Raw genomic sequence first — 13,557 nt, forward strand, 5'->3', positions numbered from 1 at the left:
ATTGCCGAACAAGCTGATTTAGCGTTCCACTATACAATTGCGAAAGCAACACATAATGAGATGTTACAATCTCTTTTTAAAACAGTGAATGATGTGATGAGCGAAGTCATTCATGATACACGTCTCATCTGTTTATATGATGAGCAAGCGACATTTGAAACATTGAATGCGCAACATTTACATATCTTTAATGCGATTGAATCACAAAATATTGACCAAGCAAACGAAGCGATGACAACACATCTTCAGTTTGTGGAAGACGTATTGAATAGCTATGTGGCAGAGCAAAAAGAAGGATAAATAAAAATAAGAAAGCTTCAGTATTTTATATGCTGAGGCTTTTTAAGTTGTATTAGGATGTTCGTTTTGGGCGATGCTTTTCGCGGGCACGGCTTCATCTCATATTGGCGATGAATCGCCAATATGAGATGAAGCTCGTGCTGTTCCCGCAGAAGTCATATCCACACGTCCATCTAATGTAAAAAGTAGCTATGTGAACTTAAGTTGTTATTATCGTTTCTTTTTGCTATAGAATGTTTTCGCTAGATAGAAAGGTTGGATTGTTTAAAGTTATTTTCTTAACAGAGGGTAAAGGTATAGGAGATAAAACACTTTCAAAAAGCTTGCTGAACTAGATTAAAAAGTATAGAAGTTACTTGTTATAGTATTTATAAATAAAATGTACGATGTTTAAAAATACGAGGATTTCTAGCTCTTTACCAACGTTATTTATTGTAGAGCCTAATAAAGAGGACTTTAGCACAAATTAATCTGCTAAAGTCCTTTTCTTATTCCGCTGCTAATTCAATCGAGCGTTTTGTAGCTTCATCAATACAAGCTTCAATGGCTTGTTTGAAGTGGTGGTTTTCAAGTGCTTGAATACCAGCTGCTGTTGTGCCGCCTGGGCTTGTCACTTTACGACGTAGTTCCGTAGGTTCTTCGTTTGATTGTTTCAGCATTTCAGCAGCACCTGCAATCGTTTGAACAGCGAGTGATCGAATTGTGCCTTGCTCTAGACCGTATTTCATTCCTGCTTGTTCAAATGCCTCGACTAAGTAATATAAATAAGCAGGGCCGCTACCTGATAGTGCTGTAATCGCATGAAGTTCTTCCTCTTTCACCTCAATTACGAGTCCAATCGCTTCTAACATCGTTTTAAACGTAGCTTTCAACTCATCCGATACTTCTTCGCTAAAAGCCATACCGCTCGCACTCATACCGATTGTTGCCGATGTATTTGGCATGACGCGTACAACAGGGCGGTTACCTAAAACACTTTGAATCGTCTCAATACTCGTACCTGCGACAACGGATAATACGGCTGTATCTTCTCGTAAATACGGGGCTAAATCGTTCATCCCTGCCATCACATCTTTTGGTTTCATTGCTAAAATAACACAATCTGCTTTGGTTAAAATCGCGCGACGGTCTGAAACAACTTGTACACCATAGCTGTTCGCGAGCTTCGCGAGTTTTTCTTCATTCGACTTGTTCATTACATGAATGGCTGGCGGGACTACAACCTCCTCTTTAACCCATCCTTGAATAATTGCTTCTGCCATTGAACCTGCACCTGCGAATACAATTGTTTGCATACATGTCGCCTCCTCTAAAATAATAAAAATAAAAAAGCATTCTCCATCCTTCTATGAAAAAAGGACGAAAATGCTTGGATTCCGCGGTACCACCTTGTTTTACTCTAAAAATAGAGTACGCTCAGACTCTTTATCGCAGAGTATACGGTTCTGTTTTCAGAACTGCTTAGAAGTAGGTTCTAGCTCATTTTGCCATGTGACTCTCAGCCGGTGATCACACTCTCTTTTCGCAAGGGATGACTGCTATACTATTCTTCATCAATGCATTAGTATATAAAAGTGATTATAGTTTCTTTACAACAGGTTGTCAACTGTCATTGGTAGATGACAACCATTCAAGATTTCAGTATAATCATATGAATAACCATTCAGTATGAAGTGAGAGGGGATTGTCACATGATAAAAAGAATTGAAACACCAACACCCTTCGCCGTTGGAAGTGTGAATTGCCATTTATTAAAGGGTGATGCATTATCCATTGTAGACGTAGGTACAAAAACAGACGAAGCACTTGAGGCGATTCGAGCAGGGTTAAAGCAAGAGGGCTATCGTTTAGAAGATATTGAACAAGTAATTTTAACGCATCATCATCCTGACCATATCGGATGGACGGATGCTTTTCCAAATGCTGAAATTATGGGGCATATTTATAATGATGCCTGGTTGCGTCGTGATCCTGTCTTTATCGATTCGCACTATGATTTTTATATGCATCAACTACAAATTGAAGGTGTGCCTGAAAAATTTTTTGAGTGGCCAAAGCGTATGACGAGACGACCGCATATGATGGGGACAAGACCGCTAACACGCATTTTAAAAGAAGGCGACGAAGTACCTGGTCATAAAGGGTTGTATGCGATTGAAACATTAGGACATGCGCAGTCACATCTAGCTTATTGGCATGAAGATACAAAACAATTGTTAGGTGGCGACTTGTTGATTTCGCATACGGTATCGAATCCACTCATTGAACCACCATTAATGCCGAATAATCCACGTGCGAAATCGCTTCTTCAATATAATGCATCACTGAAAAAAGTATTAGATTTACCTGTAGAAATTGTACACAGTGGGCATGGTGCGCCGATTTTAGATGCACATGCACTGATTGAAGAACGATTGGAACGTCAACATCGACGCGCGCTAAAAGTATTACAAATCATTGAGGAATTAGGTCCGATTACAGTTTATGAATTGTCTGCGAAAATTTTCCCAACAAAATATGAAACAGAACTCGGCCTAACATTGTCGCATACAGTTGGACAGGTGGATTATTTACAATCACTCGGTCATATTGTTGAAACGAGCGATGAACGAGGAGTATTACATTATGTCCGCGCCTAAACGAATTTTTATTACAGGTGCAACGTCTGGTGTAGGTTATGAAATCGTAAAACAATTAATTCATACATCGCATGAATTATGGCTGACAGGGCGAAATGAAGCGATTTTAAATGAATGGCAACAACAAGGAGCGCATATTATTCCGGCAGATTTAACAGATGACCACCAACGTAAGCACCTCATTCAAAATGTACCAGAAGTAGATGTAGCGATTTTAAATGCAGGTGTTGGTACATTCTCATATGCACACGAGATTAAAGATGAAGACATAGATGCGATGATTGCACTCAATGTCACAGCACCGATGAAGTTAACGAAGGAACTTCTACCGATTGTAAAAGAGCAGTTCATCTTTATCGGTTCGCAAGCAGGGAAGGTTGCAACACCGAAAGCTTCTGTCTATGCAGCGACAAAATTTGCACTCATTGGTTACACGAATGCACTACGACTGGAACAACCGAATAAAGTGATTACGGTTATTCACCCAGGTCCGATTGATAGTCCGTTTTTAGACCATGCAGATGCGACGAATACATACCGACAAAAGATGGGGAGCGTGCTATTATCAGCTGAAGAAGTCGCAAAAAAGACGATTCAAACGATTGGTACGAAAAAAAGAGAATGTAATATCCCGTGGTATATGGGGATCTCGAGTAAACTCTATGCACTTGCACCGTCTATTGTCGAAACGATTGGCAAACCTTTTTTTAATAAAAAATAAGCTACATTGCTTTTTATACTCTTTTTGGTAATATTAAACAAAAGAGGTGTATAGATGAAAAAGTATGGGATGTTATGTTTGCTGATTTTATTACTTGTTGCTTGTTCGAACAATACAGAGCTCGGCAGTAATCCACCGAAAGTGACAGTAGAAGTAGACGGAGAAAACTATGAAACAGAACTTGGTTCATATTGCTGGCAAGGCGGTGCAACAGGTAGTGGCGAATGTGCAGATAAAGTAGGTCCTGAAGAACTATTGAACGGAAAACAGCCGATTGTTGTGCAACCAGAAGCCGAACTAGCGATTCAAATCGACTTAAAACGCCAGCCAGATGAAGTAGCACTTGAGCAAGTGAAAAAAGATCAACCAATACCCGTTTCAAACTTTAAAGATTCACGCTTTACTGCTCCAAAAGAAAAAGGTACGTACTTCTATATTCTTCAAGCAGATTGGACGAATCAAAAAGAAAAAAACACATCAGACGGCGACGCTTGGTATGCGTTTCATGTACGTGTGGAATGATTGAAGTATAGAGTATATGATATACTGTATATACTACTTAATGATAAAGAGGTGTACTATATGAAAAATAATTCACACCTAGAACGACAAAAACAAGTTCAATTTGCAGTGGGTATGGCTGCAATAGATGGTGGCAAACCGACTAAATTTACACAACATCTACTTAATCAGTATGAGAATGGTGAAGTTTCATCTAGTCAATTAAAACAGGCTATTTTAAAGAAATACGCAAAGGTTACAAACTAATGGATCCCTATGTATATCAGAATTCAAATGTTTTAATCAATAAACTAAATATTATGGACGAACAAAAGTTAATTGATGTAGAGGCACAGTTAATAATCGCTAGTGTCGTCGATATATACTCCATTATCGATGATTTAGATTTTACAGATTCTACGTCTCTACAAATCATTCATCGGTTTTTATTTGAAAATCTCTATACATGGGCTGGGGAATTTCGAACGATTAATATTTATAAAAATGAACGGGTATTAAATGGTTTATCTGTGATGTATTGTGATAAAAATTATATTAAAGACACATTAGATTGTATTTTTGAATGGGTTATGCAAATAGATTGGACTTCTAAAAACCAACAGCTTCCGTTACAATTCACAAAGTTCATGACAGATTTATGGCGTGTTCATCCATTCCGTGAAGGTAACACACGGACAATTTCAATTTTTATGAAGCTATTTGCAGATAAAAACAATCTAGATTTTAACGCAGAACTACTGTCACAAAATGCAGGATATTTACGAAATGCGCTCGTTATGGCTGCAGTTGAAGAAAAACCAGAAGCTATTTATTTACAAAGAATTATTACAGATGCATTAACTAATAACTTCAAAGGCTCAATAAAGCAAAAGGAAATGAAACCTTCAAAATATAACACAGTTGGTCAATATAAGGTTACAAGTTATGAAGAAAAGTCATTTTATACAAAACCGGATGAATGTTAGCAGAACCCAACCAACATAAACAACCCCCGTATGATATCAAAATCATACGGGGGTTTCTATGTTTTAACTAAGTATATTTAATTCTTCCACTTGAACCAGCGCGCGTGACTCTCCGCTTGGTCGATACGACGAATTTCTTCGATTTGATGTTCGTGTAAGAAATCTTGGTGTAATTGTTCATCATATAAATTATTGTAAATATGATAAACAGGGCGTGTTTTACTAATCGCAATAAGTGACTGCATCAAATTTATCTTCGCTTCAGGAGAGAATTGATTTGCGACATATGTGTGGAATATGACAAGCATTTCTTCTTCAGGTACTTGCGTTGCAATGCGTTGTAATTTCTTCGTTGCATCGCCATCCACTAATTGAATCGGTAATTCACGTGTAATATGTACAGCTTGATTGAGTAGTTGTAGACGATCAGTATGTTCAGGCCAAATGAGTGCTTTCAACCAATCTAAATCTTCTTCCTCATTTACATTCATCGTACGTAAGTCGATACCAATTCGTGTCGCCACTTCAAAAGGTTTGGCAATACTTTTTGGTAAAGATTCTCCGCGATTATCACTTTGTAATGTCAGTGAACTCGTTTGATCGCCAACTGTTGTATCGCCATAACGGAATTGATAATGGTCGATACCGAGCTGTAAACCAGCGCTTGTGCCAACTTCAATGAGTGCGAGCGGCTTTTTATGTTGTTCGAAAATATCACAAAGCATTGGATACAAGTAAGCACAACGTCTTACTTCATTTGTTTGAACTCGCTTTGTTGCAAAAAGATAAGCAAGTTCTTGTGTATGTGTTAAGACAAAATCTTTAAAATGTGGGAACGCTTCCATCGGTGATTGTACAAAATCCGTAAAACGTGGATAGAATGCACGCAGTGGATGTTCTTGTGTCATCAATAAATATTGAACAGAGGCAAAGAGCAAATTCGGAATGGGTTGTTCTTTTGGAATTTGGGCAGCAATGCGCAAAATCGCTTCATCTTGTGCAATCGCATAAGACAATTGTTCATATAATGGACTTGAATTGTGACACTCTTGCTGGGCAAATTGTTCAAAAATCCCTTTCAAATTTCTTGTCATAAGCTTCCCTCCGATTATTTTTACTACTTTTATAGTAAAATAAAAGAATGATTAATAAAATTAAATATATTTAAATGTTTTAATTAAAAATAGTAAAGAGGTGGCGAGATGGAGTATCGTTGGATTGAAACATTTCTAGTTGCAGCTAAGTATAAAAATTTCCGAATGGCATCGGAACAATTAAACTTATCGCAACCGAGTATTACGGTGCATATTAAACAGTTAGAAGATGCTTTGAATACGACATTATTCAAGCGCGAAAATAATCGCGTAACATTAACAGAGTCGGGGAAATTATTTTTAGTGCAAGCGAAAAAGATGAAGCAGCAGTGGGATGAGAGTTTGCAAACATTTGCTCTGCAACAAAAGGGTGTTATTGAGAAGTGTCAGATTGCCATTACACCGATGATGGTGGAAACGATTTTGCCAAATATTTTATATGAATTTATTAGTACACATCCTGAGTATGAAATTTCGATTACGATTGAAGAGTCGGAGAAGATGGAACAGTTAATAGAAGCAGGAGATATTCAACTGGCGATTGGTTTAGTACAGCCTGGATCAAAACGTGTGCGTAGTCATCTATTTGTGGAGAGCCCATTACAACTCGCTTATCCACTCGATCAATATGACGATGAGACGGGCGTATTTATTGAAGAACATGAATTGTTTCAACAATATCCTCTTTTCACAGGGCATGATCCAACGAACTTTGCTTACATTCAAAAAGAAGTGGCGCGCCATTATCCATCGTGTAAACAAATTCAGTTATCGCATTCATATGCGGTGAAGAAGTTTATTCGCGATGGGTTAGGGATTTCTTTTTTACCAAAACTCATCTTACGAAAAGATATGATGGAGGGAAGGTTGAATATTTACGATTTTCAAAGCTTTCCACTACCGAATGTATCGCTATACTTTCTATATAAAGAATTACGCTCGCTTGAAAAAAGTTTAATAGAAGTGATTGAATCACGTCATTTTGCATAGAAAAATGCAAATATGCATGAATAAACACAAAATATGCATAAAAAGAATAGAGGTAAATAAGGTTTAAAAGTCAATGTTTAAAAGGCTTTTAAACCTTTTTTTAAAACAAATACAAAATACATGAAAATACACTTGCGTTCATAAAAATACCATGCTATGATAAGTGCATAAATATAAAATAAAAACGTATAAACATACACAACACGAATCGGAGGAAATAAAAATGAAAAAAGTCGTACTCGCTTATTCAGGCGGTTTAGATACATCTGTTGCAATTACATGGTTACAAGAACAAGGTTATGAAGTAGTTGCTTGTTGCTTAGACGTAGGTGAAGGAAAAGATTTAAAACATATTCAAGAAAAAGCATTAAAAGTTGGTGCAGTTGAATCATACGTAATCGATGCAAAAGACGAATTTGCAGAAGATTTCGCATTAATGTCTTTACAAGCACATACATGGTATGAGCAAAAATATCCATTAGTATCAGCATTATCGCGTCCGTTAATCGCGAAAAAATTAGTTGAAATCGCAGAACAAACAGGCGCAACAGCAGTGGCACATGGTTGTACTGGTAAAGGGAATGACCAAGTTCGTTTTGAAGTTGCATTCAACGCTTTAAACCCAGATTTAGAAGTATTAGCACCTGTTCGTGAGTGGGGCTGGAGTCGTGAAGAGGAAATCGAATATGCAAAAGACCGCAATATTCCAATTCCAATCAACTTAGACTCACCATTCTCAATCGACCAAAATTTATGGGGTCGCGCAAATGAATGTGGTATTTTAGAAGATCCATGGGCAAAACCACCAAAAGATGCATATGATTTAACAGTTGAAATTGAAGATGCACCAGACGTAGCAGACGTAATCGAAATCGAGTTTGAACAAGGTGTACCAACAAAATTAGATGGCGTATCATATAAATTATCAGATATGATTTTAAAATTAAATGAATTAGCTGGTAAACATGGTGTTGGACGTATCGACCACATTGAAAACCGTCTTGTAGGGATTAAATCACGTGAAGTTTACGAAATTCCTGGTGCGCACACACTACTTGTTGCACACAAAGAATTAGAAGATTTAACACTTGTAAAAGAATTAGCGCATTTCAAACCAGTTGTTGAAAAACAATTAACAGAGCTAATTTATAATGGTTTATGGTTCTCACCATTACGTAACTCAATCCAAGCGTTCATTAAAGATACACAACAATATGTAAACGGTACAGTTCGTGTGCGTTTATTCAAAGGTCATGCAGTAGTTGAAGGACGTAAATCACCGAACTCACTATATGATGAAAAACTTGCAACTTATACAAAAGACGATGAGTTCAACCACAATTCAGCAGTTGGTTTCATCGAATTATGGGGCCTTCCAACAAAAGTTAATGCAATCGTTAACGGTAAAAAAGTAGGTAAAGCATAATGAGTAGCAAAGCATGGGGCGGTCGTTTTCAAAAATCGGCTGAAGCATGGGTAGACGAATTTGGTGCATCGATTGGTTTCGACCAACAACTAGTTACAGAGGATCTTGAAGGCAGTATCGCTCACGTAACGATGCTTGGTAAATGCGGTATTTTACAAGCAGATGAAGTAGATGCCATCTTAAAAGGTCTACACACATTACAAGAAAAAGCAGAAAATCAAGAGCTTGAATTCAAAGTGGAACACGAAGATATTCATTTAAATCTTGAAAAAATGCTCATCGACTTAATCGGTCCTGTTGGAGGTAAACTCCATACAGGTCGTAGTCGAAATGACCAAGTTGCAACAGATATGCATCTATTCTTAAAGAAGCGTGTCACAGAAGTGATTGCACTGATTAAGAAGTTGCAACAAGCGATTATAGAACAAGCAGAAGCGCATATTGATACAATTGCGCCAGGTTACACGCATTTACAACGTGCACAACCGATCTCATTCGCACATCACTTGATGACGTATTTCTGGATGCTAGAGCGCGATCAACAACGTTTTACAGAATCAATGAAACGTATTGACGTATCGCCACTTGGTGCGGGTGCATTAGCAGGTACAACTTTCCCGATTGATCGTGAATTAAGTGCCGAATTAATGGGTTTCTCAGCTGTATATCAAAATTCAATTGATGCAGTAAGTGATCGTGATTTCATCGTAGAATTCTTATCAAATAGTTCACTGCTAATGGCGCATTTATCACGTTTTGCAGAAGAAATCATCATCTGGTCGACAGATGAGTTTAAATTCATCGAATTAGACGATGCGTTCTCAACTGGTTCAAGTATTATGCCACAAAAGAAGAATCCAGATATGGCAGAATTGATTCGTGGTAAAGCAGGACGTACATACGGTAACCTAATGGGGTTATTAACCGTATTAAAAGGTATTCCACTTGCATATAACAAAGATATGCAAGAAGACAAAGAAGGTATGTTTGATACACTTCATACAGTCGTTGGCTCATTAAAAATCTTTGAAGGTATGGTTCGTACGATGGTTGTCAATGAAGAAGTGCTACATAAAGCAGTTCATAATGACTTCTCAAATGCGACAGAATTAGCAGATTATCTAGCAACGAAAGGGATGCCATTCCGTGAAGCACATGAAGTAACAGGAAAGTTAGTGTTTACATGTATTCAAAAAGGCATTTATCTACTGGATCTTCCATTAGAGGAGATGCAAAAAGAAAGTACATTGCTTGAAGCAGATGTCTATGATGTATTAGCACCTGTTGCCGCAGTAAAACGTCGTCATTCATTAGGCGGCACAGGCTTTGAACAAGTAACAAAACAAATTCAACATGCCAAAACATTGTTATAAGTAAGACATGGAGCGTCTGTTCACAGAGGGGAACGCGATTCATGGGAAATGTCGCACCATTTCACCAAAAGGGATGCCAGAGGGAGAAACTTTTGCTAGCTACAACGTGTACAATGTTTTGAAATAGATTGGAAGGTAATTCACAGAGGGGAATGAATTCCAAACGGGACATACATATGTTCCAGAAAAGGCAACTTCCAGAGGGGAGTTGTTTTTTGATTATGGTAAAATATGTGTAATGAAAAGGAGTGGTTACATGAGAGGGTATATTTTCGATATGGATGGTACAGTGTTTCAAACGAACTTAATTTTAGCACCCGCACTAGAAGAAACTTTTCAAATGTTGCGTGACAAAGGGTTATGGGAAGGAGAGACGCCATTAGAACTTTATGAAGCGATAATGGGTGTGCCTTTACCAGAAGTGTGGCGAACGCTCTGTCCATTACATACGGAATTACAACATCAAGTGAGTAATGATTTTTTTCAGCATGTATTAATTCGTTGTATTCAGAATCGACAAGGAGCTTTATATGACGGTGTAGAAGATGTGTTGAGTAAATTATCAAAAGTAGATCCGCTATTTATTGCAAGTAACGGTCAAACAGCTTATTTACAAGCTATTGTTGATACGTATCAGTTACAAAGATATTTTCAAGCCGTATACAGTATTGATGTCGAGTCATCAGGGAATAAAGCAGATTTAGTAGCGCGTATTATTCGAGAACAGCAATTGGAAGAGGGAGCTGTTATTGGGGATCGACTTTCAGATTTTGAAGCGGCACACAAAAATCACTTTAAAGCAATTGGTGTAGCATTTGACTTTGCACAGCAGCAGGAATTACATATGGCAGACGAAGTTGTAACAGACTTTAAAGCGTTATCGTTTTTATTAAAGTAATATTATTTCAAAAGATTGATTCTGTACGTATGTTCGGGGTATGATGAATTTATATAGGAGGACACAGCTATGTTTATCATCTTACTTACCTTCTGCACTTTTAGTAGTCTTATCATACTGTACCATCGACAAAAGCCTTTAGACTCCATCTTTCAAGAAGATGAAGCAGAGGTTGTAACAGCGGAGCAAAGAGGCGAAGAACTAGAGAATGAAATCGTCGACTTTCTTTCACAGTTACCTGGACAATTTGTTTTATACAAAAACTTTTACATCCCACTTCCACAAAATAAATGGACAGAAATTGACGTATTAATGGTTCATGAAAAAGGTATTTTTGTATTTGAATCAAAAAATTATACAGGGGACATATATGGAACAATTCACGATTCCCATTGGACAAAATCTTTTAGTGAAACGTTCGATCAGCGCTTTTATAGTCCTGTACGTCAAAACGCGACGCATATTCGAGCGTTAACTGCATTAATCGGTTCGGTTAAACCCATTTATTCTGTCATTGTCTTTGGACGTGATGCGGCTGTGCATGTTGATCCGATGCCAGCGAGTGATGTGTATATTTGTAAAGTCACACAATTGGTATTTTTATATGATATTTTACTAGTACTTCCGAGTCAGATTTCAGTACATGCACTTCAAACTCAACTTGATCCATGGCAACTGACAACAGAGGAAACTAAGCTAGAACATGTGAAAAATATAAAAAGAACCTATGGGAATAAAGCGATTTCCTAGCCAAACTGTGTATAACTCTTTATTATTGAGGTATATGCAGTTTTTAATTGTAAAGTATCAAGAAAATACAATAATTTTTGGAGAATTTGTTTTATAATTGAAGGGAGAGGAATATGAATACAGATTTGAATTTGCTCATTGCGTTTGGAGCAGGGTTTTTAAGTTTCATTTCACCTTGCACATTACCATTGTATCCTGCGTTTCTTTCGTACATAACAGGGGTATCGTTTGGTGATATTAAAAAAGGAAAAGGCTTAATGCAAAAAAAAGCCATTTTACATACATTATTCTTTTTATTTGGTTTTTCATTGATTTTTATTGCGTTAGGTTTTAGTACAACATTTGTTTCCTCTTTATTTAGAGAGTATGACGAAATTATTCGTCAATTCGGTGGTATTTTACTTGTCATTGTTGGTTTAGTCACAGCAGGCATTTTCACACCACAATTTTTAATGAAGGAACGAAAGTTTGAATTAAAGAGTCGACCAGCAGGTTATATTGGTTCAGCGCTTATTGGACTTGTGTTCGCAGCGGGTTGGACACCATGTACAGGACCGATTTTAGCAGGAATCTTTGCGCTTGGCGTATCGAATCCAGATGCAGCCATTTGGTATATGTTGGCATATGTAATTGGTTTCGCACTACCATTTTTCTTCTTATCATTCTTTGTCACAAGACTAGGTTGGATGCAGCGAAATGGTCAAAAATTAGTCAAAGTTGGTGGGTACATAATGATTGTACTTGGAATCATTATTTTCTTTAATGCGATGACGATTTTTAATCGCTTATTGTCACCGATTTTTGGCGATTTTATTGGTTTTTAACTAGCTAAAAATAGTGAAAAGTAGTATATTATAAAACGATAAAAGGGGTGGACAGATTGACAACTTTATTAGTAGTAGACGATAACGTTTTTATGCGTGAAACTGTTAAATCACTAGCGGTTGAATGTGGTTTACAAGTTGTCGGAGAGGCTGAGAATGGTCAACAAGCAATTGAACTGTATCGTACATTACAGCCAGATCTTGTTACGATGGACGTAACGATGCCCGTATTATCAGGATTGGATGCTACAAAAGAAATCGTAAATGAATTTCCAAGTGCTAAAATTATTGTCGTAACAGCTCTAGGGCAACAAAAAGTCGTCATTAAAGCACTTGAAAATGGCGCAAAAGATTTTTTGACGAAGCCATTTGATCATGAACAATTTAAACGTATTATTCGTCAAATGATTGTAATTTAGTGTAAAGATAAGGAGAGGGTCATATGTTTAATTCGATTCCTTCTCAATATGTACTAATTGGTTCAACAGTTTTAGTCGTATTCATGGGAACGATGATGATGCTCATTCGAGTAAAATCAGCCAAAAAACCTGCAACAGTCAAAAAAATAATTATTCCGCCGCTTGGTATGGCAACAGGAGCTTTGATGTTTATCTTCCCGTATTTCCGTGTTTCATGGGATCATACTATCACATCTGTTATAGTCGGTATGCTTTGTTCCATTCTATTAATTAAGACGTCTCGTTTTCATATTTTAGATGAGCAAATCTTTTTAAAACCGTCAAAAGCATTTTTCTTTGTATTAATGGGATTACTTGCTTTCCGTACAATTGCGAAAATCTATTTAGGTGGCGAATTCCACTTAGGTGAATTAGGTGGTCTGTTCTGGATTCTAGCCTTTTCAATGATTTTACCATGGCGCTTAGCGATGCTATGGCAATACAAGCGTTTAGAAAAGAAAATACCGCTACATACATTTGAAAAAGTAGAACAATAAAATAATCGAGTTTTTTCGAGCGAGTTATGTTTCCTATAGGAAATGTAGCTCGCTTTTTTTTATTAAAGGGAATCTATCGGTTTGAAAGGGACAAATGCAT

General features: G+C 37.2%; 16 protein-coding genes and 1 other annotated feature. Of the genes, 14 read left to right on the plus strand and 2 right to left on the minus strand.

What is annotated here, in order from left to right; all coding sequences use genetic code 11:
* Window positions 1-300, plus strand: a 300-nt coding sequence (locus KGI01_RS12045; protein WP_170214791.1) for a FadR/GntR family transcriptional regulator, incomplete at its 5' end; no start/stop codon positions are given.
* A gap of 488 nt (window positions 301-788) precedes the next feature.
* Here the strand turns inward: KGI01_RS12045 and proC are convergent.
* The gene (gene proC / locus KGI01_RS12050) at window positions 789-1,595 is read right to left on the minus strand and encodes a pyrroline-5-carboxylate reductase (protein ID WP_141274883.1); all 807 of its coding nucleotides are present in this window, start codon (window positions 1,593-1,595) and stop codon (window positions 789-791) included.
* Window positions 1,596-1,652: 57 nt separating this feature from the next.
* Window positions 1,653-1,866: a binding site (T-box leader), on the minus strand.
* A 125-nt stretch (window positions 1,867-1,991) separates the two neighbouring features.
* Between proC and KGI01_RS12055 the strand changes: the two genes are divergently transcribed.
* Genes KGI01_RS12055 through KGI01_RS12075 form a run of 5 tightly spaced genes read left to right on the plus strand, consistent with a single transcriptional unit; the run spans window position 1,992 to window position 5,147 of the window.
* A complete protein-coding gene (locus KGI01_RS12055; protein WP_141274884.1) occupies window positions 1,992-2,939 on the plus strand; it encodes an MBL fold metallo-hydrolase in 948 nt (315 codons plus the stop codon).
* Window positions 2,926-3,660: an SDR family NAD(P)-dependent oxidoreductase gene (locus KGI01_RS12060; protein ID WP_141274885.1), complete on the plus strand. Its 735-nt coding sequence runs from the start codon at window positions 2,926-2,928 to the stop codon at window positions 3,658-3,660. The genes KGI01_RS12055 and KGI01_RS12060 overlap by 14 nt, the downstream gene beginning before the upstream one ends.
* A 54-nt stretch (window positions 3,661-3,714) precedes the next feature.
* Window positions 3,715-4,182 carry a hypothetical protein gene (locus KGI01_RS12065; RefSeq protein ID WP_141274886.1) on the plus strand — a complete coding sequence of 156 codons (468 nt, stop codon included), beginning with the start codon at window positions 3,715-3,717 and terminating at the stop codon, window positions 4,180-4,182.
* Window positions 4,183-4,242: 60 nt separating this feature from the next.
* Window positions 4,243-4,428: an antitoxin VbhA family protein gene (locus tag KGI01_RS12070; protein ID WP_141274887.1), complete on the plus strand. Its 186-nt coding sequence runs from the start codon at window positions 4,243-4,245 to the stop codon at window positions 4,426-4,428.
* Entirely contained in the window at window positions 4,428-5,147 is a 720-nt protein-coding gene (locus tag KGI01_RS12075) for a Fic/DOC family protein (RefSeq protein ID WP_141274888.1), read from the plus strand. Before KGI01_RS12070 ends, KGI01_RS12075 begins: the two co-directional genes overlap by 1 nt.
* 77 nt (window positions 5,148-5,224) lie before the next feature.
* On the opposite strand, the gene KGI01_RS12080 is transcribed toward KGI01_RS12075, so the two are convergent.
* The gene (locus KGI01_RS12080) at window positions 5,225-6,241 is read right to left on the minus strand and encodes a DUF2332 domain-containing protein (protein WP_141274889.1); all 1,017 of its coding nucleotides are present in this window, start codon (window positions 6,239-6,241) and stop codon (window positions 5,225-5,227) included.
* Between the two features lie 108 nt (window positions 6,242-6,349).
* Between KGI01_RS12080 and KGI01_RS12085 the strand changes: the two genes are divergently transcribed.
* The 8 genes from KGI01_RS12085 to KGI01_RS12120 all read left to right on the plus strand — a co-directional run bounded on the left by KGI01_RS12085 (window position 6,350) and on the right by KGI01_RS12120 (window position 13,457).
* The gene (locus tag KGI01_RS12085; protein WP_068453673.1) at window positions 6,350-7,231 is read left to right on the plus strand and encodes a LysR family transcriptional regulator; all 882 of its coding nucleotides are present in this window, start codon (window positions 6,350-6,352) and stop codon (window positions 7,229-7,231) included.
* Between the two features lie 223 nt (window positions 7,232-7,454).
* Entirely contained in the window at window positions 7,455-8,657 is a 1,203-nt protein-coding gene (locus KGI01_RS12090; RefSeq protein ID WP_373863142.1) for an argininosuccinate synthase, read from the plus strand.
* On the plus strand, window positions 8,657-10,030 hold the full coding sequence (gene argH / locus KGI01_RS12095; RefSeq protein ID WP_141274890.1) for an argininosuccinate lyase: 1,374 nt from the start codon (window positions 8,657-8,659) through the stop codon (window positions 10,028-10,030). The genes KGI01_RS12090 and argH overlap by 1 nt, the downstream gene beginning before the upstream one ends.
* Window positions 10,031-10,286: 256 nt before the next feature.
* Window positions 10,287-10,928 (plus strand): HAD hydrolase-like protein, encoded by a 642-nt coding sequence (locus KGI01_RS12100; protein ID WP_141274891.1) that lies wholly within the window; start codon window positions 10,287-10,289, stop codon window positions 10,926-10,928.
* Between the two features lie 69 nt (window positions 10,929-10,997).
* Window positions 10,998-11,678: a nuclease-related domain-containing protein gene (locus KGI01_RS12105; RefSeq protein ID WP_141274892.1), complete on the plus strand. Its 681-nt coding sequence runs from the start codon at window positions 10,998-11,000 to the stop codon at window positions 11,676-11,678.
* A 113-nt stretch (window positions 11,679-11,791) separates the two neighbouring features.
* Complete coding sequence (locus KGI01_RS12110) at window positions 11,792-12,502, plus strand: cytochrome c biogenesis CcdA family protein (protein ID WP_141274893.1); 711 nt, start codon at window positions 11,792-11,794, stop codon at window positions 12,500-12,502.
* Window positions 12,503-12,558: 56 nt separating this feature from the next.
* Window positions 12,559-12,921, plus strand: a complete 363-nt coding sequence (locus tag KGI01_RS12115) for a response regulator (RefSeq protein WP_141274894.1) — start codon at window positions 12,559-12,561, stop codon at window positions 12,919-12,921.
* A gap of 23 nt (window positions 12,922-12,944) precedes the next feature.
* A complete protein-coding gene (locus tag KGI01_RS12120) occupies window positions 12,945-13,457 on the plus strand; it encodes a CcdC family protein (RefSeq protein ID WP_068453664.1) in 513 nt (170 codons plus the stop codon).
* Window positions 13,458-13,557 lie beyond the last annotated feature (100 nt).

The sequence above is a fragment of the Kurthia gibsonii genome (assembly GCF_006539985.1).
GTDB classification, from domain to species: Bacteria; Bacillota; Bacilli; order Bacillales_A; family Planococcaceae; genus Kurthia; species Kurthia gibsonii.

What these genes read in the sequence shown, in the direction of transcription:
- KGI01_RS12060 (WP_141274885.1), top strand. Translation starts at nt 2,926, where the DNA reads ATGTCCGCGCCTAAACGAATTTTTATTACAGGTGCAACGTCTGGTGTA.
- KGI01_RS12075 (WP_141274888.1), top strand. Translation starts at nt 4,428, where the DNA reads ATGGATCCCTATGTATATCAGAATTCAAATGTTTTAATCAATAAACTA.
- KGI01_RS12065 (WP_141274886.1), top strand. Translation starts at nt 3,715, where the DNA reads ATGAAAAAGTATGGGATGTTATGTTTGCTGATTTTATTACTTGTTGCT.
- KGI01_RS12100 (WP_141274891.1), top strand. Translation starts at nt 10,287, where the DNA reads ATGAGAGGGTATATTTTCGATATGGATGGTACAGTGTTTCAAACGAAC.
- argH (WP_141274890.1), top strand. Translation starts at nt 8,657, where the DNA reads ATGAGTAGCAAAGCATGGGGCGGTCGTTTTCAAAAATCGGCTGAAGCA.
- proC (WP_141274883.1), bottom strand. Translation starts at nt 1,595, where the DNA reads ATGCAAACAATTGTATTCGCAGGTGCAGGTTCAATGGCAGAAGCAATT.
- KGI01_RS12105 (WP_141274892.1), top strand. Translation starts at nt 10,998, where the DNA reads ATGTTTATCATCTTACTTACCTTCTGCACTTTTAGTAGTCTTATCATA.
- KGI01_RS12090 (WP_373863142.1), top strand. Translation starts at nt 7,455, where the DNA reads ATGAAAAAAGTCGTACTCGCTTATTCAGGCGGTTTAGATACATCTGTT.
- KGI01_RS12085 (WP_068453673.1), top strand. Translation starts at nt 6,350, where the DNA reads ATGGAGTATCGTTGGATTGAAACATTTCTAGTTGCAGCTAAGTATAAA.
- KGI01_RS12110 (WP_141274893.1), top strand. Translation starts at nt 11,792, where the DNA reads ATGAATACAGATTTGAATTTGCTCATTGCGTTTGGAGCAGGGTTTTTA.
- KGI01_RS12080 (WP_141274889.1), bottom strand. Translation starts at nt 6,241, where the DNA reads ATGACAAGAAATTTGAAAGGGATTTTTGAACAATTTGCCCAGCAAGAG.
- KGI01_RS12055 (WP_141274884.1), top strand. Translation starts at nt 1,992, where the DNA reads ATGATAAAAAGAATTGAAACACCAACACCCTTCGCCGTTGGAAGTGTG.
- KGI01_RS12120 (WP_068453664.1), top strand. Translation starts at nt 12,945, where the DNA reads ATGTTTAATTCGATTCCTTCTCAATATGTACTAATTGGTTCAACAGTT.
- KGI01_RS12070 (WP_141274887.1), top strand. Translation starts at nt 4,243, where the DNA reads ATGAAAAATAATTCACACCTAGAACGACAAAAACAAGTTCAATTTGCA.